31 protein-coding genes are annotated in these 24,826 nt (G+C 41.6%); 17 read left to right on the top strand and 14 right to left on the bottom strand.

Annotated elements, in window-relative coordinates:
- Nucleotides 1–193 precede the first annotated feature (193 nt).
- Both A5883_RS07180 and A5883_RS07185 read left to right on the top strand, forming a co-directional pair.
- On the top strand, nt 194–751 hold the full coding sequence (locus tag A5883_RS07180) for a restriction endonuclease (RefSeq protein ID WP_086338210.1): 558 nt from the start codon (nt 194–196) through the stop codon (nt 749–751).
- Nucleotides 752–891: 140 nt separating this feature from the next.
- The gene (locus A5883_RS07185; protein WP_086338211.1) at nt 892–1,302 is read left to right on the top strand and encodes a hypothetical protein; all 411 of its coding nucleotides are present in this window, start codon (nt 892–894) and stop codon (nt 1,300–1,302) included.
- A 158-nt stretch (nt 1,303–1,460) separates the two neighbouring features.
- On the opposite strand, the gene A5883_RS07190 is transcribed toward A5883_RS07185, so the two are convergent.
- Nucleotides 1,461–1,847 (bottom strand): hypothetical protein, encoded by a 387-nt coding sequence (locus A5883_RS07190; protein ID WP_086338212.1) that lies wholly within the window; start codon nt 1,845–1,847, stop codon nt 1,461–1,463.
- Nucleotides 1,848–2,060: 213 nt separating this feature from the next.
- Here A5883_RS07190 and A5883_RS07195 point away from each other — a divergent pair, with 213 nt between their 5' ends.
- The 4 genes from A5883_RS07195 to A5883_RS07210 all read left to right on the top strand — a co-directional run bounded on the left by A5883_RS07195 (nt 2,061) and on the right by A5883_RS07210 (nt 3,482).
- A complete protein-coding gene (locus tag A5883_RS07195) occupies nt 2,061–2,429 on the top strand; it encodes a hypothetical protein (RefSeq protein WP_086338213.1) in 369 nt (122 codons plus the stop codon).
- 41 nt (nt 2,430–2,470) lie between these two features.
- Nucleotides 2,471–2,749, top strand: coding sequence for a hypothetical protein (locus A5883_RS07200; protein WP_016611786.1), 279 nt, complete (start codon nt 2,471–2,473; stop codon nt 2,747–2,749).
- Complete coding sequence (locus A5883_RS07205; protein ID WP_005226077.1) at nt 2,746–3,033, top strand: hypothetical protein; 288 nt, start codon at nt 2,746–2,748, stop codon at nt 3,031–3,033. The genes A5883_RS07200 and A5883_RS07205 overlap by 4 nt, the downstream gene beginning before the upstream one ends.
- A 95-nt stretch (nt 3,034–3,128) precedes the next feature.
- Nucleotides 3,129–3,482, top strand: coding sequence for a DUF2200 domain-containing protein (locus A5883_RS07210; RefSeq protein ID WP_086338214.1), 354 nt, complete (start codon nt 3,129–3,131; stop codon nt 3,480–3,482).
- A 314-nt stretch (nt 3,483–3,796) separates the two neighbouring features.
- On the opposite strand, the gene rsgA is transcribed toward A5883_RS07210, so the two are convergent.
- Entirely contained in the window at nt 3,797–4,738 is a 942-nt protein-coding gene (gene rsgA, locus A5883_RS07215; RefSeq protein ID WP_015509693.1) for a ribosome small subunit-dependent GTPase A, read from the bottom strand.
- Nucleotides 4,739–4,890: 152 nt separating this feature from the next.
- Nucleotides 4,891–6,255 carry a magnesium transporter gene (gene mgtE / locus A5883_RS07220; RefSeq protein WP_015509692.1) on the bottom strand — a complete coding sequence of 455 codons (1,365 nt, stop codon included), beginning with the start codon at nt 6,253–6,255 and terminating at the stop codon, nt 4,891–4,893.
- A gap of 409 nt (nt 6,256–6,664) precedes the next feature.
- Between mgtE and A5883_RS07225 the strand changes: the two genes are divergently transcribed.
- Nucleotides 6,665–7,651, top strand: a complete 987-nt coding sequence (locus A5883_RS07225) for a DNA/RNA non-specific endonuclease (protein WP_086338215.1) — start codon at nt 6,665–6,667, stop codon at nt 7,649–7,651.
- Nucleotides 7,652–7,685: 34 nt separating this feature from the next.
- On the opposite strand, the gene A5883_RS07230 is transcribed toward A5883_RS07225, so the two are convergent.
- Nucleotides 7,686–7,964, bottom strand: coding sequence for a LexA family protein (locus A5883_RS07230; protein ID WP_005226072.1), 279 nt, complete (start codon nt 7,962–7,964; stop codon nt 7,686–7,688).
- 340 nt (nt 7,965–8,304) lie between these two features.
- Here A5883_RS07230 and A5883_RS07235 point away from each other — a divergent pair, with 340 nt between their 5' ends.
- The 5 genes from A5883_RS07235 to A5883_RS19130 all read left to right on the top strand — a co-directional run bounded on the left by A5883_RS07235 (nt 8,305) and on the right by A5883_RS19130 (nt 11,344).
- Nucleotides 8,305–8,790, top strand: a complete 486-nt coding sequence (locus tag A5883_RS07235; RefSeq protein WP_086338216.1) for an AmiS/UreI family transporter — start codon at nt 8,305–8,307, stop codon at nt 8,788–8,790.
- Nucleotides 8,791–9,091: 301 nt separating this feature from the next.
- Nucleotides 9,092–9,484 carry a hypothetical protein gene (locus A5883_RS07245; RefSeq protein WP_086338217.1) on the top strand — a complete coding sequence of 131 codons (393 nt, stop codon included), beginning with the start codon at nt 9,092–9,094 and terminating at the stop codon, nt 9,482–9,484.
- Nucleotides 9,485–9,545: 61 nt separating this feature from the next.
- Nucleotides 9,546–10,085, top strand: coding sequence for a sigma-70 family RNA polymerase sigma factor (locus A5883_RS07250; protein WP_086338218.1), 540 nt, complete (start codon nt 9,546–9,548; stop codon nt 10,083–10,085).
- Nucleotides 10,075–10,869 (top strand): hypothetical protein, encoded by a 795-nt coding sequence (locus tag A5883_RS07255; protein ID WP_086338219.1) that lies wholly within the window; start codon nt 10,075–10,077, stop codon nt 10,867–10,869. The genes A5883_RS07250 and A5883_RS07255 overlap by 11 nt, the downstream gene beginning before the upstream one ends.
- 307 nt (nt 10,870–11,176) lie before the next feature.
- The gene (locus A5883_RS19130; RefSeq protein ID WP_005235914.1) at nt 11,177–11,344 is read left to right on the top strand and encodes a hypothetical protein; all 168 of its coding nucleotides are present in this window, start codon (nt 11,177–11,179) and stop codon (nt 11,342–11,344) included.
- Nucleotides 11,345–11,586: 242 nt separating this feature from the next.
- Here the strand turns inward: A5883_RS19130 and A5883_RS07270 are convergent, their stop codons facing one another.
- Nucleotides 11,587–12,912, bottom strand: a complete 1,326-nt coding sequence (locus A5883_RS07270) for a dihydrolipoyl dehydrogenase family protein (protein ID WP_086338220.1) — start codon at nt 12,910–12,912, stop codon at nt 11,587–11,589.
- A gap of 183 nt (nt 12,913–13,095) precedes the next feature.
- On the opposite strand from A5883_RS07270, the gene A5883_RS07275 reads away from it, so the two are divergent.
- Entirely contained in the window at nt 13,096–13,284 is a 189-nt protein-coding gene (locus A5883_RS07275; RefSeq protein ID WP_005226063.1) for a hypothetical protein, read from the top strand.
- 62 nt (nt 13,285–13,346) lie between these two features.
- On the opposite strand, the gene A5883_RS07280 is transcribed toward A5883_RS07275, so the two are convergent.
- From A5883_RS07280 to A5883_RS07290, 3 genes are all read right to left on the bottom strand, one after another.
- On the bottom strand, nt 13,347–14,324 hold the full coding sequence (locus tag A5883_RS07280; RefSeq protein ID WP_086338221.1) for a Gfo/Idh/MocA family protein: 978 nt from the start codon (nt 14,322–14,324) through the stop codon (nt 13,347–13,349).
- Between the two features lie 23 nt (nt 14,325–14,347).
- On the bottom strand, nt 14,348–14,788 hold the full coding sequence (locus A5883_RS07285) for a heme-binding protein (RefSeq protein WP_319026207.1): 441 nt from the start codon (nt 14,786–14,788) through the stop codon (nt 14,348–14,350).
- Nucleotides 14,789–14,860: 72 nt separating this feature from the next.
- Complete coding sequence (locus tag A5883_RS07290) at nt 14,861–15,886, bottom strand: Gfo/Idh/MocA family oxidoreductase (protein ID WP_005226060.1); 1,026 nt, start codon at nt 15,884–15,886, stop codon at nt 14,861–14,863.
- Nucleotides 15,887–16,090: 204 nt separating this feature from the next.
- Between A5883_RS07290 and A5883_RS07295 the strand changes: the two genes are divergently transcribed.
- From A5883_RS07295 to A5883_RS07310, 4 genes are all read left to right on the top strand, one after another.
- Nucleotides 16,091–16,984: a MurR/RpiR family transcriptional regulator gene (locus A5883_RS07295; protein ID WP_074933916.1), complete on the top strand. Its 894-nt coding sequence runs from the start codon at nt 16,091–16,093 to the stop codon at nt 16,982–16,984.
- Nucleotides 16,981–17,946: a Gfo/Idh/MocA family protein gene (locus A5883_RS07300; RefSeq protein WP_086338223.1), complete on the top strand. Its 966-nt coding sequence runs from the start codon at nt 16,981–16,983 to the stop codon at nt 17,944–17,946. The genes A5883_RS07295 and A5883_RS07300 overlap by 4 nt, the downstream gene beginning before the upstream one ends.
- Nucleotides 17,947–18,104: 158 nt before the next feature.
- Nucleotides 18,105–18,329, top strand: coding sequence for a hypothetical protein (locus tag A5883_RS07305; protein WP_086338224.1), 225 nt, complete (start codon nt 18,105–18,107; stop codon nt 18,327–18,329).
- Nucleotides 18,330–18,506: 177 nt separating this feature from the next.
- Nucleotides 18,507–18,983 carry a GNAT family N-acetyltransferase gene (locus A5883_RS07310; protein ID WP_060791911.1) on the top strand — a complete coding sequence of 159 codons (477 nt, stop codon included), beginning with the start codon at nt 18,507–18,509 and terminating at the stop codon, nt 18,981–18,983.
- Nucleotides 18,984–19,054: 71 nt separating this feature from the next.
- On the opposite strand, the gene A5883_RS07315 is transcribed toward A5883_RS07310, so the two are convergent.
- The 6 genes from A5883_RS07315 to A5883_RS07340 form a co-directional block, all read right to left on the bottom strand.
- Nucleotides 19,055–20,098, bottom strand: a complete 1,044-nt coding sequence (locus tag A5883_RS07315; RefSeq protein ID WP_005226055.1) for an AI-2E family transporter — start codon at nt 20,096–20,098, stop codon at nt 19,055–19,057.
- Between the two features lie 172 nt (nt 20,099–20,270).
- Complete coding sequence (locus A5883_RS07320; protein ID WP_086338225.1) at nt 20,271–21,128, bottom strand: triphosphoribosyl-dephospho-CoA synthase; 858 nt, start codon at nt 21,126–21,128, stop codon at nt 20,271–20,273.
- 12 nt (nt 21,129–21,140) lie between these two features.
- Nucleotides 21,141–22,226 carry an acyltransferase family protein gene (locus A5883_RS07325; RefSeq protein ID WP_086338226.1) on the bottom strand — a complete coding sequence of 362 codons (1,086 nt, stop codon included), beginning with the start codon at nt 22,224–22,226 and terminating at the stop codon, nt 21,141–21,143.
- A 24-nt stretch (nt 22,227–22,250) separates the two neighbouring features.
- The gene (locus A5883_RS07330) at nt 22,251–22,844 is read right to left on the bottom strand and encodes a malonate decarboxylase holo-ACP synthase (protein ID WP_086338227.1); all 594 of its coding nucleotides are present in this window, start codon (nt 22,842–22,844) and stop codon (nt 22,251–22,253) included.
- Between the two features lie 3 nt (nt 22,845–22,847).
- Entirely contained in the window at nt 22,848–24,530 is a 1,683-nt protein-coding gene (gene mdcD / locus A5883_RS07335; RefSeq protein WP_086338228.1) for a biotin-independent malonate decarboxylase subunit beta, read from the bottom strand.
- A complete protein-coding gene (locus tag A5883_RS07340) occupies nt 24,520–24,819 on the bottom strand; it encodes a malonate decarboxylase subunit delta (RefSeq protein WP_005226050.1) in 300 nt (99 codons plus the stop codon). The genes mdcD and A5883_RS07340 overlap by 11 nt, the downstream gene beginning before the upstream one ends.
- Between the last annotated feature and the right edge of the window lie 7 nt (nt 24,820–24,826).

Below are 24,826 nucleotides of genomic sequence, written 5' to 3' on the forward strand. Positions count from 1 at the left end.
AAGAGGGAGGAGAGCCGTAAAATTATCCGCTAAATACGGTGTTCGAAAAATTTTATATTTTAGTTTACATAATATATATTATACAAAGTTGTTTAGAATAAAATGCAGCTCATTTTTGTTTATTAAAGGATGCATTTTTGCTCATTTTGCCCTCCCTTCCTATGATATAATGAAGAAACAGGAGGGTTTTTAAATGAGTAACCATGAAAATGAAAGTTTAAAATTATTTATTGTGGGAATTTTAATGACCATTGGCTATTTTGTTTTTGATTGGCACTTTGCTCCCATATTGTATGTTGGACTCGTAATCAGCGTTTTAGGTTTATTTTCTGCAATTTATCCAATAGTTAGCGAACGCAAACGTTTTGCTTCAGCGCAGTTAGATACTATCGATAAAATGTCTGGAAAGGAATTTGAGCAATACACTGCATTTTTGTTAAGAAAACTTGAATTTAACGGGATTAGCATGACCAAAGCGTTTGGTGATCAAGGAATTGACGTAATCGCCTCTAAAAATGGGTGCAAGCATGGTATTCAGTGCAAACGTTGGAAAAATAAAGTTGGCAACAAAGCAGTTCAAGAAGTTTACGCAGGGATTGGTTATTATTCGTTAGATAAAGCGATTGTACTGACAAATAGTTATTTTACTGAATCCGCAAAACAATTAGCAGCGAAATTGGATGTTGAGCTTTGGGACCGTTCTAAATTGATCAAAATGATTGAAACTGTGCACACGAACGATAAGAACTAATTTTCTATAGGAATATTTAAAACCTACATACACCCATTTAGTCCGAACAGTCAAAATCAAAGGCGATAAGAACATAAAATAAGTTTAGGGATACATAGATCTGCTTTACTATAAGATAACAATTATTAAGGAGAATAAAAATGAAAAAGAAGAAGCAATTAAAGCTAGTCTTTTTACCAAAAATCTGGGCGTCACTCCTCTACTTGCTTTTCGTGTTCACAGCCCTCTTCCTCTACTTATCAAAGTACTTGGACATTTCTTTCTTTACTTTGATGTATCCTGACTTTTATCTTCATATCTCCAATTTTTCGATTAGTTTGATTATTGGCTTACTGGGGTACTTTTGGCTTCTCGTAGGTGCGCCATTTAAAGCCGTCACACTATTGACCCTGCTCTTATTCATTGCCAATCTATTGAGCGAGACTATCTTTGGCTTCATGAACACCCCTGATCGAATCGATTTACTTTTTGGGATTGCAGGAACGCTCGTCGCATATTTTACTTTGGCAATGATCAAAAGACACGGTTTAGTCAAGAATCAATCGGTTTGATTTCAACAGTCGTGACTTCTCCTTATATGATCCTTTTGCTACTTAGGTTCAACCCATTTTTTGGGAAAAGAAACATCTTGCTGCAGTGATTTAGCCGAAAAAAGCACTCAATAAAGGGAGTGCTTTTTTTCGTTTCCATTGGCGATACTTTCGTATGGCTAGTCACTTGGTAGCCAATACAATGGACTTAGCTGTAGATTTTCCCAATACGGGTTGTGAAACCCTATCAAATAGTGCATAGCTAAATACCCAAAAATCATAAAGCCAAATGACAAAGTCACGATCCGTCCCCACCGTGGTATTTCTTTGATAAATAGACCTAGCATACCTATCAATAAGGGGAACGAATAATTAAACAGTAAATCACTTCTAATATTTTGGTTCCGAGGGTCCTTCATTATTTTGTCATTTAAGCCCCAACTTATGCCGACGATCACAAACATAAGCGCCAGAATAGTCAATCGTTTGCGATCAAAAAGCCACTGTTCTTTATCTTTCCTACTTGCAAAGTAGATCGTAAGCAGGACCACGATTAATCCAGACATACTATTCTCCTTTTTCGCCAGCTATTTTCTAAAACGTTCATGATTCCTTCAGGATAAATTATAACATATATAGTATAAAAAAACGATACCCGCCACTATCCCCTTGTTTGATGCACTTTTTAGATGTTACATAGAAGAATCAGAAATTTAAAAATCTGTTCGCTTTACAAAAGAGAACATATGTTTGTATTATATAGATAAGAGGTGATTGCTATGGGTATGCTGCAACCATATGAAGATCGGAAAAAGCTAAAGTGGCAAGGATTCTTTTTATCTGAGCATACAACTGAAATTGAAGAAGAGCCGACACGCACGTTTGATTGTCCGCCTAAGCCGTCACTCACAACGGAAGAAATCAATCAATGCTTATTCGAAGCGATGAAAAAGAACGTAACTGTGGCGATCCAACGAGAAGAAGTCAATGAAGAAGGCGGCTATCCCCCAGATATTGTCGGAAAAATCAGCGGATACGACACATTGGGCATTTATTTGACGAGAGAAACCACAGAAAAAATCCATTATGATGAGATTCGTCACGTTGCTTTCTACGAAGAAAGAAAATGGTTTGATCTCAGCGAATAATACAACTGTTTACACTACTTAAACTAAAGGAGGAAGAAATGATGGAAACACAAAAAGGATCTGTCTCAAAAATAAGAATCGTCTCCTTTGCCCCCTCCCCTTTGGTCCGCTTTACACTAGGTACCACCAACTGTTTGATTGCGAAACACAGTTTGAATTTTTTAGGGGATGTTGATGACGGCATGTTTCTAACCGTGGGCGGCTATTGGAATAAGCGCCGTCAATTCGTGGTGCAAAAGTATACGGTGTACGGCAAAACGAAAATCATGTTGGATATCGATGCCTATCGGCAAAAAACAGTAAAGGCGGGTTCATTATGAGAGCAAGAGACCTCTTGACAGCACTAACAACGTCGTCGAGTGCAGCAGATTACCAAGGAATTTATTTAACTTACAAAGAAAACCTGATTCCTTTTACGACGATCGCACAAGATAGTCATAACCAATTGATTTTATTTTTCGAACCCAAAAAGCCGGCTCTGACGTTGAAAGAATTATATACACAGCTAATGCTACATAAGAATTTGGACTTGCTCTATTGGGATGGCGAGTCACGACAAAAAGTATTGGGGTTTCGTGAACAGGAAGAAAAAATCATTCTTTAGTCCCCTCGCCTATTTTGGCACACAACAAACGTTGAAAATCTCGGCAAAAAGAAAAAAATAAAGTATACTTTGTGTAAAGACTAAAGGAGTTTATCATGAAAAATCAAAAAATCACCCAAATGAGTTTTGCGAAAGTCTATCCTCTGTATATTGCCAAAGCAGAACGGAAAAATCGGACAAAAGAAGAAGTAGATCAGATTATTACCTGGCTAACTGGGTATGACCAAGCAACACTCCACCAGATGGCTGATGATGTTTCTTTTGAACGCTTTTTTAAGCAAGCCCCTCAGCTCAATCCTGCACGAAAACAGATCACTGGTGTGATTTGCGGGATTCGGGTAGAAGAGATCGAAGAGCCAATAGTTCAAGAAATTCGTTACCTAGATAAACTGATCGATGAACTGGCGAAAGGAAAAGCCATGACGAAAATTCTGCGCTCTGCTGATTGAGGCGATTTTTTCGAGTTGCTATTTAAGAATCAACGCTTTATACTAGAAATACCTTGGCAGGGGCAAATCATTGCTCAAAACACAGTGGGACAACACCCCACTGTGTTTTTTTATCCTGCTTTTCTTGACGACAGCTTGTAACCAGGCAGGCGATCTTAGTTTAGTTCAACCACTTAGCATGTAGTGCCCTTTGAAATTGGCCCCTTTTCATGAAAACACAAGAACATTGGCTGCGGCTCTCCTCTTCTTTACTCAACAAGGCGCTCTTGACACGTACAAAAAAGCACTCCTCTTATACAAAGGAGTGCTAACTATTACTTTTTCATTTCTTTGATCTGTTCTTTTCGTTTCAAATACGCCAGCTCTTTTTCCATTTTGCGATAGCGAGCGAAGGCTGCTTCTGAAAGCTCACCGGCAGCAATAGCTGCTTTTACCGCACATTTCGGTTCTGTTTCATGCTGACAGTCTCTGAAGAAACAACCTTCAGCATATTGACTGATCGCTTCAAAGGATTGCTCGATCGAAGCTGACCGAACGGTACTAATGCCAACTTCCCGCATGCCAGGAGTATCGATGATCATTGCGCCAGAGGGCAGTGTGAACAACTGGCGACTCGTCGTCGTGTGTCGTCCTCGACTATCCTCTCGTATGTCATTGGTTTTTTGAACGGCTTGTTCCATGAGCTGATTTAATAAGCTGGACTTCCCGACGCCTGACGAACCGATAAATGCACTGATTTTTCCGTCTGAAAAGTAGGCTTCTGTCAGCAATTCGTTCGGTTCATAAATAGAAGTAGCGAATGCTTTCACACCAAAAGCATCGTTTAATGCTTGCAGCAGCTCTGCTTTTTCATCAGCTGTGACTTGATCGGCTTTGGTCAAGAGAATCACTGGGTTAGCGCCACTGTCCCAAGCGATCGTGACAAAGCGCTCTAACCGAGCGAAATTAAATTCTTCATTGGCGCTAGTTGCAATAAAAACCGTGTCGATGTTCGCAGCGATCCCTTGTTCATCCGTCCGATTTCCGGCTACTTTTCGTTGTAAAAAACTCTTTCGTGGGAGCAAAGCATCAATCAAGAAATGATCTTGATCATACACCTGCCCTTGGACAAAATCACCAACAATAGGATAATCCTTTGGCGCTCGTGCCTGTTGACGAAATTTTCCTGAAACGGTTGCTAAACATTCTTCTCCTGTGGTCAGGCGGACTTTTGCGATATCCTTAGCCTGAAAGACCACGATTCCTTGTTTTTCCATGATTTCCCTCCAGTTAATTAGGAGGCCGCACTTAAAAAGAGAAACCTCCGAGTTGATGTTGCTTCATTTGATTTGTCATAGGACATTTCCCCTTTCTATGTTGTGCTCATCATGTGATGTCGCTTTATTATACCACTGGAACGGACAGTATGCTAAAGCAAATGACCCAAAAGAACATTTACTGAAACGAAGTAGATAAACAAGCCAGCAATATCTTTGATCGAGGTGATGATCGGTGCCGAACCGGCTGCTTGGTCGATGTTTAGTTTAATAAGTACAAACGGGACTAAAAAGCCAAGTGCTGCGGCTAAGGTCATAGCAAAAACTAAGGAAATCCCAACAGCGACCCCTAACATCGGGATCCCTTGCCAAAGTGAAGCAGCGGTTCCAGAGATGATCCCGACGATCAAGCCTAGACTCAAACCGATCCAAACTTCTTTAAAGAAATGTCTGGTGAAGGTCGAAAGATCAATATGCCCTAACGACATCCCCCGAACAAATACAGTAGAGGATTGTGTACCAACGTTTCCACCCATATCCATGATCAAAGGAATAAAAATCGCAACGGCTGCCACCGACTCTAACGTTTGTTCAAATTCATCAATGACGACCCCAGCTAAAAGTCCAGCCACTAAAGTGATCACTAAGAATGGCAAGCGGACTTTCCAGATTTGCCACAGGCTGCCATTGATCAAAACATTACTACGGTCTGCTTCGTTGGAGGCGACATCGACCAAACCAGCGGCATTAAACATGTCTTCCGTTGTTTCCAACTCGATGACATCGATCGCGTCATCGACGGTAATGATCCCAACGATTCTTGATTCCTTGTCTACGACTGGCAGCGCAATGATATCTAGTTCATTTAGCAGACGGGCTGCTTCTTCTTGGTCGGTGTCAGTGGTCACATAAATAACTTTTTGGGACATGATTTCACTGATGCGTTGATCCCCTTGTGCCATTAAGAGATCTTTCAGCGACAAAACACCTTCTAACGTTTTCGTTTGATCAGTAACATAAAGTGTATAGATCGTTTCTTTTTCTTTGGCTTGCATTCGCACTTTTTCCAATGCTTGATTGACTGTCATATCTTTTTTCAATGTAATGAATTCCGGTGTCATCAAGCGACCCGCAGTTTCGGCTTCATACCCTAGTAAGAGGTTTGTTGCAGCTCGTTCATCAGGCGCCAACGATTGTAAAAGTTTTTGTGTTACGGTCGCTGGCAACTCATCTAAAAGCCGTACACGAACATCTGGCGCCATCTCATTCACAAATTCGGTTGCTCGTTCATCGGTGAAAGAGCGTAATAAGTGTTGTTGGGTAGCTGGTGTCAAATCTTCAAACAGGATAAGGGCTTTGTCTTTCGGTAACAGTCGGAAAACGATCACTTTTTCATCCGCGGATAAGTTGCTGAATAATTGTAATAGCGGCAGCTCTTCCATTCCTGATACGAGTTCTTTTAACTTTTCAGAGTCTTTCTTATTTAAATAATGTAAGATGGTTTCTTGCTGGTTCATGGGATACACTCCTTCTCCTATAATTTTGGTCAAAGAAAGAAAGGCAATCGTTCAGAAAATTGTCCAGTTTTCTTTCGTTTGAACGTTGTCTGCTAGACAGCTGAAAGTTTGTTCCGCAGCTGGAGATGACTGTTATTAAAACAAGCATCAAAGGGATAGAGCAGCAACTTTATTCATTATATCACATAGTTTTTTTAAAATATGAAAAATATTACTCGCAGACGAAAAAATTCTTTTAAAGGACGTCGCTTGTAAAGAAAATTGACTGAAGTTTGTCAAGAACAAAAGGCAAAAGAAGCTAGCAGACGCTGTAAAACATCCCCCGCAAATGGTATGATAAACTAGTTGTGATTTTTTTACTCACCGTTTATTCTAAACCTATATCAATGAAAAGAGAGGCAATAAAAAGATGGCAAAGAAAAAAACATTGATTGGATCGGTCACTGCGCTTCTCGCACTCGCAGCAGTTGGCTTTGGTTTCCTACAAAACAATGACCTATTTCCAAAGCAGGAAACGCAACAATCAGAGGTAAGCACCCCTTCTGCTAAAGATATTCGCGCAGACGAATTGGCACAGCTAACCTACCAAGGCACCCAAACAATTGAAGTCAATCAAAACATCCCTGAGTTTTCAGAAGACGACCTTTCACTTGAAAATGGTGCCTGGGAAGCATACGGCGACCTTGACCACCTCAATCGAGCGACTTCGGCTGAAGCAATGTTGAATCAATCCTTAATGCCTACGGAAAAACGTGGCGATATCTCCAGCGTGAAACCGACAGGCTGGCGTAATAAACAGCTCCCCAATGGGAAATATTTATATAATCGGACGCATTTGATTGGGTTTGCTTTAGCTGGCGAAAATGCAAACTGGAAGAATTTGATCACGGGAACTAGTCAATTGAACAATCCAGAGATGTTGCGCTTAGAAATGGATATCAACTACTATCTCAAGCAAGACAAAAACCATTATGTTCGATATTCTGTCACTCCAATCTATCGTGATGACGAGCTGGTTGCCCGTGGGGTACAGATGCAAGCCCAATCTATTGGCGACGATACGATCCAATTCAACTATTATATCTTCAACATCCAAGATGGTGTCACGATCAACTATGCGGATGGCAGCAGCGAGATTTCAAACGAAGATATGACGCAACAGGAGAATGCGACAAGTAGTGAGAACAACACGACAACAGCCACTTCTCAAAACAGTGAAACAGAGGAGAAACAGAAAGAATATGTCGATCAACAAGGAAATGGTTTGATCAAAGGATCAAGAAGCGGCATCTATCATTTGCCAGGATCTAAATACTATGATGATACGACGAATCCGAAAGAATGGTTCAAAACGATCGCTGAAGCGGAAGCTGCTGGCTACCGTGCACCAAAATAAAAAAGCCTAGAGGCTTTTTTATTTTGGTGTTAAGTTATTCTTCATTGCCATGCGTTTGTTTTTCGTCTGCTAAAAGTGCTTGTCGCAACGCTTTGACATAGGCCTTCCCTTCGTCTGTAAAACGAACCGAACGTGACTTAAAGCGATAAGCTCGGTAAATTAGGCCTCTTTTTTCGAGACGCAGCAAATGACGATAAACCAAAGAGGTCGTTTTTATTTCTTCATTGGCACAGATTTCTCGTATGGTAGGTGCGCAACCTTGAGCTTGCATATATTCGTCAATGAAAAGTAAGATTCGATCTTTTCTAGGCATAAGTCCTCCTTTCCGCAAAACAGTCTTCACTGCTGCAAATTCGTAAAAACCGATAAACTGCTGCCTGGTCTGCTTTTTGTCCGATCAATACACTGAAAATCTATTGATCTGTCTCTTTTCCCCTTCTTCCAACGAGTAAAAGTTTTTTTTATACGCTGAAATTTACCCCTAAACGAGAAAAGCATCGGCTAGCAGCGCTCTTTGGTATTGATTTTATCAAATTTAGCAGCAAAAAATAGTAAATTTCAAAATTATTTTCCTTTTTATTGACCTAAAAATAAATAGAGCTATTATTTTTTCTTAGAATTTGTTATTCTAAATTTAAGTAAAGGAGGATTTTATGTTAGGGATCGGTTTATTTTTTGTAGGAATTACTTTGATAATCAACGGCTGGGGCAGCTTACTTCACATTGACTACCGCTCACTTGCTTTAATCAATCTTTTTACAGGTTCGTTATCTTTTATTATCAATCTAATCTATATGCTTCAAGGCGCTTATTATGAAGCAGGCACTGGCTTTCTCTTTGCCTTCACGTATTTGTTGGTAGGGATCATTTACCTTTTTGATTTAGATCTACGTATTTATGGGATTTTTGCGCTATTCGTAGCCATCAATACCTTACCTTTTGCTTGGGTCTCTTGGCAATGGGAGCAAGATCCCCTCCTTGCATTGATTTGGTTAACATGGGGAGCGTTATGGTTTTGCGGCTTTTTGGATACGATCGTGAAGGTAAACTTTGGTCGTAAGATTCATTATTTTGCGATCGCTTGTGGTATCTTCACTACATGGGTCCCAGGCTTGCTGATGCTAGTAGATCTCTATTAAAAAAGAGTGATTATCTCAATGATAATCGCTCTTTTTTAATAGGAAAATTTAGAAAAATTGTTTTTTTCTAAAAAGTGTTCAATCTCCTGCATCGCTTTCTGAGGACCATTTGGCAGGCGCAAAAAGAATCGTTGGCATGAAATCCTCCTTATGTATCGAGTCCATCCGCTCGTTTCTTTCAAGTATACTAAAAGTAGGCACATGTAGGAGAAGTTTTTTTTGCAGACCTTCTCTTTCATCTTTTTACATTATTTAACTAAAAATTTGCTATAATAAAGAAAACCTTTCAAGGAGTAAACCAATGCGAAAAAAAAAATCTTCCTTGCGGCTTAGTACATTATCAAGCGGGCTCATTCTCTTTGCTTTCTTTTTCTTGATTCAACAATTGAGGGAAATGGTTGTTTCTGACTTTGCACTTTTGCCTTCGCTGGCATTCATCCAAATTCTCTTGATGATCCTTTCAACCTTTCTCATTAGCAAGTTTGTTAAAAAACGCTCGTGGCGGCAAGTGCTTTTTGGCAGCTACCTATTCATCATCGGCTCGCTATTTTCTTTCTGGCTAGCAAATAATCCATTGGAGCTGCAAGCAGTCATTCTTTATATGATAGGCGCTTTTTTTGGCGGCATTCTTTGGGAATATTTGGCCCAGCGCTTGGCAACAGATCTTCTGGCCAAAGAACATGAACCTCGTTAACAGAGGTTTTTTTCTTTTTCTGATAGAAAAGGCAAACATTCTTCGTATATAGTGTGAAGGGGTGAAGAAGGTGCAGGATGAAGAAATCATTGAACGAATCAAAAAGAAAGACTATGCCGGCTTAGAAGAACTGTTAGCTGTTTATGGTGATAGCATGCTGAGGACGATTCATAGTGTCCTTTCCCAACCGCATGAAGTGAGCGAGCGCCAAGATGTAGCGAACGAAGTTTTTTACGAGGTTTGGCAAAAGATTGCTGCGTACCAACCAGAAAGAAGCCGCTTGATTACTTGGCTGCTTTTGATCAGTCGTACTCGTGCGATTGACCACAAGCGGAAGTTGAACAAGCGCTCACTGGAAGAAAAACCTGTTGATGAGCAGGAACTAGCTATTGAAGAATCACCTTTGACAAAGGAAAACTTTTTGTGTTTTATTGAAGACCTTGAAGCCCTCGATCAAAGGATCTTTCTGCTCTACTATTTTTACCAAGAGTCACCCGAAACCATCGCAGAGCAGACGGACTTAAATGTCTCAGCGATCTACAATCGTCTTTCCCGTGGCCGCAAACGCTTAAAAGAAAGGATGACTATCGATGGATTTTAAACAGTTAGTCTTAAATGAAAACAATTCACTGACAAAAATATCTGAACAAGAAAAAGCAACAACCTTCGAGCTGTCCAAACAATATGTTTTCTTGCAAGATCTATTAGAGGAGCTTCAGACGCTTTTAGCAAAAGACGAAACGATTCTTGGCTATCTGCCTTTGACGCCAGATGGAAACCTCGCCTTCGCCAATCAAGGGCTTGGCGCCTATGCCTATGCAACAACCGAGAAAGCAAAAGCATACCGTGACATCTTTCATGATACCCGCGGCAATCGTTTGTTGGTTTTCACAGAAACCCGCATGCTTTTTCTGGTCATCATCGACTATTTAGAAAGTAACACCTATTTCAGTTACCCCTATGAGACCATCAAGGCGTTCACGATCAAGCCAAGAAAGCTGATGAAGCACGAATCGCCAGATGATAAAGAGCAATTCCATTGGGGCTATTTCGACTTTCAGGCAGGGACGCACATTTTCTCAGAAGTACTGACGAAAAAAGACTACGAATTATTTACGTCCTATCATGAATCGATCCCTGCACTCAAGAAAATTCCGATTCAAAACAAAGTTTACCGAGCAGCGAAATATCAGTATTTCCTGAGTAATTGGCATTTCAGTTTTCGCTTGATGACCGCTTTCAACCTGCTTTTCCTGCTGCTGTTTGTATTAATGATTCTCGGATTTTTCTTACACATTGGTCCACTAAAAGGATTTTATTATAAGGATCTGTTGGACATAGGTATGGTCATTTCCCTTTTTCATAGTAAGAACATCTTGCCATAAAAAAAGACTGCTGCTCCTTCCTAAGCATTTCTTTTATATCAATTGAATAAAGCACCAGATTTTCTACAAAAGAGTACCCCTTGCAGGATTCAAGTCAAAATGAATGCTGCAAGAGGTATTTTTTGTCTCGGACTATTGGGATATTCCTAACCGTTCGTTTTTTCATTTCCTTTTGAAATTCTCAGATTTCTTGTGAACTTTTCAGAAGACTCCACTCATAATTTCATACATGCCTAATGGGATTATTTTTTCCTTCACGCTTGCTTTTTAGGAAGAAACGTTATGATGATTTTACTTGCTAGGAGGTGTGAAAAATCGAACTTATCGGACATTTGGTCTTTTGGATCCCGTTTTGTCTTTTTCTAGTGATTGGATCGTTTTTCATACAATGGCGGAAACGTTTCGTTTCAACCCTTATTGCAGCGATCCCGTTTCTCTTTTTTATGGTAAAAATATTCAATTATCGGCACTATGAGCCAGATTCTGTTTTCATCATCTATTTGGTCGGACTCTTCTTGTCAGCGATCTTACTGATTGCAGCTGTCCGCCGACTGTCAAAAAAAGCCTAAACCTAGGGTTACTAGAAAACAAAGACATTGCTTAAATGAAACCCAGCCTAACTTTAAGGTTCATTTAAGGTTCACGGACTATAGTCAATACGGACATAATAATTTAGAGCCTGTGCTAGCGGAAACTAGCGCAGGCTTGTTTGATTATTTATAGAAAATAGGACAAATCGCTAGCAGGTGTTGGGTAGGCAAAAATCATTTGGGCCAGCGCTTCTTTCGATAGCTGATTCTCCAACACAAAAACGAAGTGGTTGATCAACTCATCGGCCAATGCAGAAACAATCGTGACCGCAACGATGGTATCAGATGTGTTATAAACCAATTTGATTTTTGCATCTTGATCATTGATTCGTCGATAGGTATACCAAGAAGAAAGATCCGTCACCTCGCTATGATATTCTGAGGCATTATCGGCAATCTCTTGCTCACTGATCCCGACTCTTGCCAGTTTTTCCGCACCAAAAACCAGCGTAGGGATTAGCGGATAGCGGATGGGTGTTTTCTGATCATCTATATGCTCGACAAGATAGGCGGCTTCAAAGCTGGCAACAGGCGTCAGTTTGGGCTGCTTTTTCGCTAGCACATCCCCGATTGCATAGATGTGTCTTTGACTAGTCTGCAAAAACTCATTAACTACGATCCCTTGTTTTGACGTTTCTACCCCTGCCTTTTCCAATTGCAGCTGGTCGCTATTGGGTCTGCGTCCCGTGGCACCAATCACTGCTTCTACGGTTAGAGACAATGCTTGTGTCTGGATCGTATAGTGGTTTTGTTCTTTCGTGATTCGCTGCGTGTTCTGATTAAAGTGGAACGAAACGCCTTGGTCCTGCATTGAACGAACCATTTCTGCGGTCAATTCAGCATCAAATCCTTTTAGCGGCTGGTCATTATGATGGATCACATGAACTTCAGCACCTGCTGCTTGAGCGATCATCGCCAATTCGAAGGTAATATACCCAGCACCTATGAAAGCAATCGTTGCTGGCATCTTTTCAAAGGAAAGAAAATCAGTACTGCTTTGTAAATGCTCCTTGCCGACGATGGGCAGTACGGCTGGACGCTGTCCTGTCGCAATAATTATTTTTTCTGCTTGAATCTCTTCTGCGTCCACGACGACCGTATGGGCATCACGAAAAGCGGCTTGTCCGTAGTAAGTAGTGATCCCTTCTGCTAGTAACCCTTGTTTGGTTGACTCTGGCACCCGATCGGTATACGAGCGCTTAAACGCCATCAGTGCCGGCCAATCAATGGCTACCTGTCCTTGAACACCATTGCCTTGCATACGTTTCGCCTCTGTTTTGACTTCTACGCCTCGCATCAGTAGTTTTTTCGGATCGCACCCGCGATTGGGGCAAGTGCCACCCCATAAATCGGCTTCAACGATCGCCACTGTCTTACCTTTGGCTTTTAACCCGTAGGCAGCAGCCGTTCCAGCTGGACCCGCTCCGATAATCAGTACATCCACCTTTTTCATCTGTCTCCTCCTTCTCCTAAAAAAATATTCCTGCGCTTTCTCTTCCCTTCAAGTATAGCGAATCACGGCCAGTCGACAAAACAATTCGCCTTTAGCGGCTCCTGCGAAAGATCACATTCAGCCCTTGAAGTTGCATTTGATGTGGTATACTTTTCTTGTCAGTTTAACGACAAAGGAGAATGAATGACTGTGAGTTTTAAACGTTTTTTTCAGCTCTTTCTTTTTTATTTTCTCTCGATTCTGGTGGCATATGGCCTGATTGCATTTCTAGCAGTAGATAACTTTTGGCTGGTGGTCTGTTTGATGACGATTGTCGGCTACCTCACCTTGGGTATCCCACTAACCTTATTGAGTTTAAAGAAGAAAAAATAAGACAACAGACAAAGACACCAGCAACTTTTCTAAGAAGCTGGTGTCTTTCCTCATTGATGCGATTATCCTAATACGATCTGGGCATCTGCCAATGCTTTTTCCACGACTTCCATCACCAGCTTGCTATGGGCAAGACGTTCCTTGACAAAGGCCTGATCATTTTCGTGAATGGCTTGTGCAAAACGGACAAATTCTTCAAACATACGATGTCCGTGAACGCTGCGATCCTGATGGCTTTTTGCCCCATGGACCGGTTCAACGTCATAGCTGGCAAGCATATTCGTCGGCCCATTGACGATGATCGATCCTTTCGTCCCTTGGATCGTTGAACGAATCGTCGCTGTCGAATCTTTGGCGCCGATACAAACGACTTTTGTTTGTTCATAGTCTAAAAACAGCATGCCAGAAGTATCGATACCCTGTTCGACATTAGCAAAATAGCGGACACTTTTTGGTTTTCCTAAAAGCCCGACGACAAAATGAATATTATAGATATTGATATCCATCAATGCCCCACCACCCATTTTCGGGTTAAATGCAGGTAAAACGGTTCCCACTTTGAATAAATCATAACGAGAAGAATACTGCGAATAGTTGCATTCAATCACTTTCAGCTCTCCCAATGTTTCAAGCTGCGCTTTTATTCCTTGATAGTTGGCTAAGTACTGATTTGTGATGGCTTCGATCAAAAGCACCTTGTGGGCAGCAGCCAATTCTGTTAATTCTACTAATTCTCGTGTCTGCAACGTAAATGGCTTTTCACAAATGACGTGTTTGCCAGCGAGGATCGCTTCTTTGGCAAAGGAATAATGCAAATGATTGGGCAGTGCGACATACACGGTGTCAACGGATGGATCCGCCAAACATGCCTCTAACTCTGTGTAGACGGTTTGAATATTGTATTGCTGTTTTAAGTGATTCATTTTTTCTAAATCATTTTCTGTCCCAAAAATAGCGGACAGTTCAAGCTGCGGGACATCCCCTGCCACCGTTAAAAAATCATGGACGATCATGCCTGCCCCTAAAATCGCTAAGTTCATCTTGCTTCCCCTTTTCTATCTTCTTAAATCATTTGTTTCAATACTTCGGTGATCACTTTATGATCCTCTAAATGAGCCAAACCTGACACACAGATAGCACCCGTGACTTTCCTGTCTTCGATAATTGGAAAACCACCACCACAAATTGCATAACGTTCGTCTTGTGCCCATTTAGCAAATTGTATATCTCGATCTTTTTGCGCATAGACGTATAGTGAACTATGCCCGCTTTCTAGTACCGTTCGTTCTTTTCTTTCAAGCCAAGGGCTCTCTTTTCGCCCTGCCATTAAAAATCGAATGATCGGCAAGCCCTGATGAACAACTTTGATCCCTACCGGCTTCGGGTAGTTCCTTTTAACGTACTGATCGATGGCAATAACCAACCGCAATGCGAGGTCATTGTCAAAATGAGCAAACTGCAGCTGCTGTTCTTCTTGCAGGATTTCTGAAGGTTCGATTCGTATCTCCTCCTTTACGTTGAGTCAGTTGATGCCTTCAGGCGCTTTGTTTGTCAAAAGCCCCCTAATCACTCTACCTTATGACTCAGTGATCACTTGATTGATGCCTGTTTCTAGCATTTCGATTTGTAAAATTGTTTCTTCGTCTTTCACGATTTTCTCTTTGCCATGGATGATCGTTTCATAGACGCCCTCATACACACGGCTATAATCACCAATTTCAGAGATGACTTTTTCTTCATGGTAGTTCCCGTTAGCATCCATATAAGTTAGTGTGCCATAGTGCTCTGGCAAATCGATCCCAAAATCGGCATGATCCGGGAGATAAAACTGTTTTAGATGCTCTTCTTGTCGATCCTTCGTTTGTTTTACAAAAACGCCGTTTTCGCCATAAACGACAAAACTAGGCCGCTCTTTTAATCGGAAGTAACTAGATTTGACTGAGACTTTCATTCGACCATAAAACAGATCCAAATCGAAGTAATCATTCATGCGATTTTTTCCAAGCAATTGCCGAACCTCATAATGGACATCGTCTGGTTGTCCAAAATAGGAGATCACTTGGTCCAGTGTATGACAAGCGTGTCCGTACAAGTAGCTAGTATTCAGTGAAAATTCGGTCACTGACCGTGGAATCTCTGGACGAAAATAATCATAATGCATCTCTACTTCTAAGAGATCTCCGAGCACGCCGCTTTCGATCACTTTTTGCGTGGTCAAAAAATCGGAATCAAAGCGGCGATTTTGATAGCATTGCACAAACAAGCCTTTCTCCTGCGCCAGTGCGAACAATTCCTTTGCTTGTGCCGAAGTTTCCGTAAAAGGTTTTTCGATCAAGACATTTTTCCCATGAAGCAAGACATCCTTGCCTAATTCATAATGCAAATGACTGGGGGTCGTGACCACAACTAATTGAATTTCAGGATCACGGTAGATATCCTCTAAGTCAGAGGTGTAATGAACACCTTCTAGTGTTGGCCAGGTCAGCTTGCCGCTTGGTGAATAGATCGTCTTTACTTTGATCTTATCCTGCAGCTTGGTTGAAAAAGGCAGATGGTAGCGATTGGTGCTTTTTCCGTTTCCGAGATATGCGATAGTTAACATTATGACGCCTCCTATGAATTGATAGCTTGATTATTGCTGATATCCTTCGGAATGAGAAGTCTTTTGCCAAAAACAGGTTCTTTTGACCAGACTTTTTCGCAAACTGCTGAGTGGTTCTGAACATTTTTACCAAATTGACAAAAAGGTACAGTTTTTGCTTTTGGTTTTCTTTATCCTAGGCTATGATTAGAAAGAGGTGGTTTGATGTTATTAGGAGATAAATTACGGCTTCAAGAAGGATTGACCAATACGGAGAAACGGATTGCCGATTATATTTTGCAAAATATCAATGATGTGCCTTCGTTGACGATTGAAGTCATCGCCAAGCATACATACACATCCCACTCTTCCGTCATTCGTCTAGCCAAAAAGATGGGGTATGAAGGATTTAAAAGTTTTCGCTTAGGTCTGGCTGAAATTGCCCATAATCAGATGTTCAACCCAACCTTTGTTGACGCGAATTTTCCTTTTTCGCCTAAGGATCAAACACCTGATATTTTGAAAAAAATGGCCGATCTAACGATCAACTCGATTCACAAAACCCACGCTCAGGTTGCCCCAGAAACGATGGAAGCAGTGGTGCAATCATTGGAAGCTGCGCAACGGATTTTCTTATTTGCTCGCGGCGATTCTCAGATCCGGGCAAGAAGTTTTCAAAATAAGTTGGTCAAAATCAATAAGTATCTGATCCTAGCTGATGAATATGGGGATGATGCGTGGAATGCATCGAACGTCACAAAAAATGATTGTGCCGTGTTTATTACCTACCGTGGGAAAAATACGCAATACGAAAAAATCATGCAGCACTTTCGTGATGTCGGGGTACCAGTGATCGTGATTTCTGGCAACGCCCATGCGAAAATCATCCCATTAGCGACCCATGCGATCATCGCTTCTCATGATGAACGTGATTTTCTCAAAGTCGGCACCTTTTCTTCACAGGTCGCCTTTGAGTATATTTTAGATTCACTGTTTGCATTGCTGTATGCCAAAGAATACCAAAAAAATATTGTCGAGTTAAGAAAAAAACAAACTGTTTTGGAATCAGGGATTCTCTCAGAATACCCGTCAACTGAAGAAAAGAGGGAAATAAAATGATCAATTGGGGAATTATTGGTGCCGGAAATATCGCCAATCGCTTTGCTGCTAGTTTAGAAAATTTTCAAGACGCCCAGCTTTATGGGGTTGCTTGTCGTACGATGGAAAAAGCGCAAGCGTTTCAAGCAAAATTTCCGTGTGACGCCGTCTTTGATGACTACCAAAACCTATTAGATGATCCAACTATCGATGTCATTTATATTGCTTTGCCGCATTTGTATCACTATGAATGGATCATCAGAGCCTTTCAAGCGAAAAAAGCTGTTTTATGTGAAAAACCAGCAACCTTGACTGCACAAGAAATGCGCGATGTACAAAAACAAGCCCAAGCACACGAAGCCTTCTTTATGGAAGCCATGAAGCCACGCTTCACCCCAGCGTATCGCAAACTAAAAGAACTTGTGGATGGTGGTCATATCGGTGAGCTAACAAGTGTCACGACTACTTTTCGCCGCCATTTACCAGTCGAAGGCAGTTCTTACCATTATCTGCCAAAACAAGGGGGCGCTTTACTGGATATGGGGATCTATAACTTAGCCTTTATCCAAGATTTTTCACCAGAAAATTTAACTGCCGAATTGATCGATTACAGCCTTTATGAAACTGGGGTTGATACCTACGTTGAAGCACGCTTTGTCAGTGAAGACTTTGTTGCAGTGATTGAGACTGGATTTGACCAAACAAAAGAGACGGTGGCGGAGTTACAAGGAACAAAAGGGAAAATCACGATCCCCAACTTCCATCGCCCCGCTTCTTTTACCGTGACGATTGACCAAGAAGACACGGTCTATGATATTGGGTACGAGATCGATGATTTCCATTCGGAGATTCAAGCAGTTCATACCGCTCTTGCACAAGGACAACTTGAGAATCCCCTGATGTCCTTAACGGATAGTATTGCCTGTATCGCTTTAGCTGATGAACTAAGAAGCTTACTAGATGCGGAAAAAAAAGACAATTAAGATCATGCCCCATCGTTTTTGAATAGAACTGACCAGTGGTTGCCACTCGGTCAGTTTTTTTGTCAAAAATTGAGCGCTTTCTTTGACGCTATTGAAATGGTTATATTATATTTATTGAGTATATTTTTATACAAATAAAAAAAGAAAGGAAAACGCTTATGACTCCAGAAATTATAACGTATCTTATTTGTTTATTGACCTTCGCTTATCTAGCTGTGACGGTTTTTACTTTTGTAAAAAATCGTCGGACAGGTGACGGCTATCGCCTCCGTATTTTTTACTTGTTGGCAGCAGCACTCGTCTTTTTGCTTTCCGTTTATGCAATCGCTACCGGTCAAACCTATGACGACTTAGTGACATCGATAAATGATCTTTTTCAATAAAACAACGACGGCACGAACCCCAGCGGATCTCTTCGTTTGTGAACCTGTGGTTGAGGGAAGGATCAAAACAGAAACGAGCCAATGAAAGACTGCTAATCGATGGCTTTTCCATCAGGATCTGCTAAGCCGAATCAATGTCTTTCAATAAATGATGTCTGATTTTTTATGGAGGTGTGCATGCTCATTCAGCTTAAAGAAGCGAAGCTTTCCGATCTGCTTTCAATCTACTTGATACAAAAAACGGCCTTCAAATCCCTCTTTCTCCGTTATCAAGACAAAGAAACTTCTCCCTATTTACAAAGTTTCGAGAAGCTAAACGCAAAGTTTTCTGCGTCGAATACCACTTATTATTTAATCATGACCGCTCAGAAAACCGTGGGCTTTATAAAACTGACGGTTGAGCAGGAACATACGACGAAGCTATCTTCCATCGCCCTTCTTCCCTCCTACGAGAACCGCGGGATTGGTAGACAAGCAATGACCTTGATTGAAAGGCTCGTTCAAACAGATACGTTACGTTTGAATACGATCCTGCAAGAACCTAAGCTGGTTCACTTTTATCACTCGTTAGGGTATTCAGCAACAGGGATGTTTCAAAGCCCCTCTTCAGCAATCTGCTTTGTCTCCTTTACGAAAAAAATTGCTGCGAAATAAAAAAGCCATCTCGCCTTTCATCGGCAGAGATGGTTTTTTCTATCAATTGCCATCCTTTACAGCAATCATTTTTATTGGTCCTGCAAGGTGTCATCGGATTTTTTACGCAATCGCGGAATCTCTTTCACATTCATTAAATCTAAAAAGAAAGTGAACAATGGGATCCCGATGATCAAGCCCCACAAGCCAAAGAGATGTTCGCTAAGATACAGGAGAATAAACGTGTAAAACATCGGGATCTCTGTTTTATTAGCCATCAAGCGCGGATTTAAGATATAGGATTCCAACGCATGAACAAACACTATGATCAATAGAATGTAGATCACGTCATTAAATCCGCCGATAGAATAGGCAATAAACGTCAATGGAATACACGAGATGATCACACCAGCAACAGGAATCAAGCTGAGAAAGAAAATCATCAACGCCAAACTCAACAGCTGCGGAAAGCCCATCACCGCTAAGGCGAAAACAGTGATCGCTGTATTGACTAAGGCGATCACCAACTGCGTCTCGATCACATTTCCGAAAGCCCGCGTAAACTTAGCTCCTAAATAGTAAACATCTTCAAAGAACCACGCCCCTCGACCTTGCAAAAACAGCCGAGAAAACGCAACGGTCTTTTTGTTATCGATCATAAAGAAGAAGCTAAGCAGAAAGGAGATCAGCACAGTCAACGCCAACTCACCGAAATTATACAGATAATTGATCACGACTAGAACGCCGCTTTGTAATTTCTGGATGTATTCGCTGGTTTGCAATAAATTCAAGACATATTCGATCAATTCATTATTGGAGTCTGTCCGTTGGTAGAAATCAGCAACGGAATTGACTAATTGGACGGATTGTTTGATGATGATGGGTACATAATTTGTTGCTACTAAATAAAGAATAAAAACAATCAAGCTGTAGGTCAGGATGCTCGTAAGCTTGATGGGCAGATGGCTTTTTCGATGGAGCAAAAGAACCAGCCGATAAATCAGATACGTAAAGATAAAGGTCAGCAAAAGAATGGTCATCAGACTGCGAAACAAAAAAAGAATGCCCGCAAGCATAAACAGGACCGTCCAGCGCCGCAACACAAGATTTTGAAGAAAAGCATTATAGTATTTCATCTGTAACTCCTTTATTCGTTGCAATGGAGCAACGAAGCATTTCAGTAGTGCCTAAGAATTATCTAATCATTAAACTATGCAAATAGCAAGAGATTTTATTTTTCTTAATCGAGCGAAAAAATGAAACAAAAAATCCTTAGAAGAATCGTTGCCTTTCTTCTAAGGAAAAGAGTTATTGGTAAACGGTCTTTCCTTCGTTTACGGGTAAAACCGAGTTGATGGACAATAAAAAGAAGCTGGCAGCCAACAGATCAGCACTGCCGCCTGGAGACACATTTTCTGACTGGCAGAAGGCTGCTAGTGCATGAAATGCTGGGTTCGGCAACGCTTGCTGATTGGCTTTTTGTGCGAGTTGCTGAACCAGTGCCAGTACCTCTTGATTGCTGCGGTATAAAATACACGTATCGTCCAGCGTAGCGATGATCGCCAACAGCATGTGGAGCCTTTTTTTGGTCTCATTGGAACAATCCCGAGAAAAATAATCTGCTAGAGCGATTTGAACATGAGGGAACCCAGCAGCAGCTTCCCCATACGCACCGAGATGTCCATATTTGGCTTGAACAGTTTTGCCATGACTTTCTGTTTGTTGAATCAGCGCACGATCAGGAAATGCAGTGAGAAGCTGGATGTCAGAAAAGGCTTCTGGTAAAAAAATCCGCTGTTTGCGACTAAGTTGGCTACTGACGGCGCTGATGAGCAAGCCTAATGCCCAGATGGCTCCTTTATGAGTGTTGATGCCACCAGTGGCTGCCAACATCGCCTGTTCTGCCTTCCGACCGATTGCAGCGATTGCTTCCCGCAACTCTTGAGACATGCTGCTTCCCCAAGACACCAAGGCCATTTCTTCAAAGTATGGCGTCAATGCTCGAGCTGATCGTAGAAAGAGTGCTTGATCCATATCGTGATGGGCACCTGAATCAATGGCATCCACTAATCCCGGTTTTGGGGACAATGTCACTTCTGCAATCAAGGCTTCTTCTACCAATTGGGCGAGTCGTTGACAATTTTCTTCTACAGCTAATGCAAACATCCAACTCCTCCTCTATTTTTTGATTTGACCTTTGATCATTACCCTTAAAACATGCAAAACATAGCTTGTTAAAAAACCACAGCTGGCAGTTGCCAAATAAGCGACGATGATCATGATGCCCATTGGCAGTTGCAGCAACAAATCTTTGAAGCATAGCAACAAGACTTGAAAGACAAAAACATTGGCAAGATAGGTCCGATACGCATAAGTAGACAGCCACTTAAATGTCCCTAACTGAGGGGCATTGTTTTTGATCATGGTTGATCCAAACATAAAGACTGCAAAAATCAATACTAAGCTATATAAGCTTTGCAATGTATTTAAATACGGTGCATGAGCGAAACTTAGATCACCTGCATAATGTAGCAGATGATTGGCAGATAATAGCCCTAATGCTAAGCCCACTGGCAAGAAAGCGTAGCGAATCTTGTATAGGAAGCGATAGACGGTTTCGTGATAAATCAAAGCGGCTTCGCCATAGATCCCATAGATCACAAAGCTAAAGACAAACCGATCCAATAAATACCAGCTTTCATGATGCGGTCCTTCAAAAACTTGGCGATCATAAAATACATACCAAACGACATACAAAGCAGTTGCGACGATCAATACTGGCCAAACAGCTTTTTTCTTCGTCAACACTTTGTAGCCTAACCAGACAAAAAACGGCATCAACAATTGGATCTGCAGCATCATGATCGTATACCACAAGTGTGGCGCCGCATCCCCCGTCACATATTTCAGTAAAAACGTTGCTGTGTCAGTATAAGGTTTTCCTTGTTGGACAGCGGGAAACAGCCATAAATAAGCCGTCGTCCAAAGCACATATGGCACGACAAGTTCAAAAAACTTTTCTTTCAAAAATTCTAGATAAGACAGATGTTGACTAGTCTTAACCATGTTATAAACAATAGCAAAAATAAACAGGGGTGCGGTAAATTTCACCAAGACATAAAAGGTACCGATGAATGCTGCAGTCTTTTCATCTTGGGTATTGGATAAGGCAAAAGTCAAAATCGTTTGCATCATTACTGCTGTCACGGCAAATACTTTTTGGAAATCACTGATGTTGATTTTTAAATCGTTGTTCTCAAACATGTTTTTCGCTCACTTTTCTAATAATTACCAAATCTCAGTGGTGAGTTTTGGCCCTTCGTCTGTTTTTACTAAGATTTTTTTTGATGGATGTTCCAAATACTCCTTTAAGGCAAACCCGCCTTGTTTTGTGATAATTTGAACATCGATCTGTTGAAAAAAGGCTGCCTGCTTTTCCAATAGTTCCAGTGGCAGCTTTTCTTTCGTGTCGGCATAAAGCAACAGATCTAAATCACTTGTCGGCTTGATTGCTGCCTGTTTTGCAGCCAATTCAAAACCCAAGCTGCCACCGATTCCCCAAGAATAGTGCTTCAATAAAAGTCGTGCTTGTTGATAGCTGCGGTAAACTGGATAATTGGCTACTTCACTGAATCGAAAGCTCTCACGAGTGATCAATTCCCAAGGATGGATCGTTCGTTTAATCATGTTGCAGGGTGCCTCAAAGGCAAACCGTTCTTGCCGCTTTTCCCCGCGCAACCCCACTGGTAAATAGCTGGGGTTACGGGGTTTCCCACGACGGACGGTCGCAAAGAGCTGTTCTTTTTCAGAAAACCATTTGGGAATATCAATCATATCAAGAACTTCTTTATCTAATTGAACGATATCGTGGGCACGGTTCATTCGTTACTCATTCCATTCTGCATTCATTTTTTCAAATACGTTATTCGTTTCCAGCCGGCCGCTCTTTTTAGCGATCGGATTGGTGTAGCGACTGGTCAACATCGTGTCATTCGTTTTACGCACATCATCAATCGCCTCATTGATCGCTTCAATTACAGTCGCTTTGCTTTCAGAGGTGACAGACTGATCCGTAATGGAGGATAAGAAAGTGAAGATTGCCCCAAGTTTCGTATAATTTTTGATATCATAAGCAATACTTGGTACTTTTTCCGCAGCAGCTTCAATCGCGGCAATCGAACGTTTGGTGACCCGACTTGCACTTTCTTTTGACATTGCTTGAACAGTGATCTTTTCACTATTTAATGCGATCAGACGACTTGATTGCAAGCCATGCGCTAAGAAAGCCCCAGAGATCGCATTACCAGCGATAAAACCGATCACTGGATGACCCGCTTGGCGTAGTTTGGCATAAGCTGCCGCACTATTTGCTAAAGCTGCATGAATACCAATCAATTCTTCATTATAGCCATACGCTTGGCTAGGGACATCGATGACCGCAACGATTGGCCGTTTGATTGCTTTATCTTTGTCTTCGTGATAAACAGTTTCTAACAGATGGCCCATCTTGTACCCTTCGACTAAACCAACTTCTCCATTGCGTACCCGATACATCGGATTATTTGCGTTTGGCACGATCGCTGTAACAACGACTTCTTCAGTAAAAAGGTCAGATGCAGCTGCATAGACTGTTGCACTAGTTGAGGTTGGGAATTGCAGATTCGTCAATGCTGAAAACCAGTGATAACCGATACTGTCAGCAGCAGCTTCTTGGCCTTCTGTTACAGTAATAGGTGCCACTTCAGTTGCTTTATGCGCTGCAAGAGCCTTATTGTATGCCTCGATAGTCAGCGGCTTTGATAGATCAAGTTCGTTTAAAAGAGAAAGATAAAAACCACTTTTTTCGCTGCGATGACTGTCTTTCTTTTCAACCATCGCCGCAATCACAGCTTCTTGGATCGATTCGACACTGTCAGTCACTAGTTCATCGATCATCTGTGCTTCCAAACGTTGTTTGGCGCCAATGGTATTCCAAATCAAATCTTTATCACTGGAATCAAATTCTCTCACGCCAGCTTCTTGTTCGATGACTTCAGGACCGTTCAAACCGATACGGGCTTTCTTCGTCGCTATCAAGTAGCTCATAAGTGCTGAGGTAATGGACATACCGCCAAAAGAACCCACCCGACCTGGCACTAAGCCAATCACTGGCACATACGATTTTATTGCAACGATCAAATTGCCGATTTCTGCGATCGACAATAAGCCGTAATTGGCTTCTTGGAGGCGTACGCCACCAGTATCGAGGATGATGATCGGTGTGATCGGATTGCCCTTTTGGTTTTCTTCCAACACATGCGTCAATGCAGCGATGATTTTAGCACCAGAAACTTCACCGATCCCGCCACCTTGGAATTTTCCTTCCATAGCGATCACGACCACGTTTTCTCCAGAAATCGTTCCACGGCAAACAACGATCCCATCATCGCTTTGTGGCACGATGTCTTGAGCCACCAGATTGGGTGCGATCATTTGGTCGAATGGATCGATCAATTCACGACCGCTCTTGGCATCCAATAAGGCGTGCACCCGTTCTCGGGCATTTAATTCTACAAAACTATTCTTCATCTGCTAGTTCCTCCATTGCTTGGGTTAATCGTAGGTAAACCACACCGGGAGTGGCGCCAAAGTCGTTGATCACTATTTGCGCACTGATTGGATAGCGCTCAAAAAAACGCGTCAAGACATTTTGCCACACATCGCCAAAGCCGTCACTTCCTGTACAGACTGAAACGGTGGTTTCTTGTTTGTCTGTTGGAAAAAGCAAAATTTCCAAGTCACCAGAACCAACCACGCCAACATGGACTTTTTTGGTGACTGGTTTCGTTGTTTGATACGTATAAGCTAATTTTTCCATCTCTTCT

This window comes from Enterococcus sp. 5B3_DIV0040 (genome assembly GCF_002140755.1).
GTDB classification, from domain to species: Bacteria; Bacillota; Bacilli; order Lactobacillales; family Enterococcaceae; genus Enterococcus_D; species Enterococcus_D casseliflavus.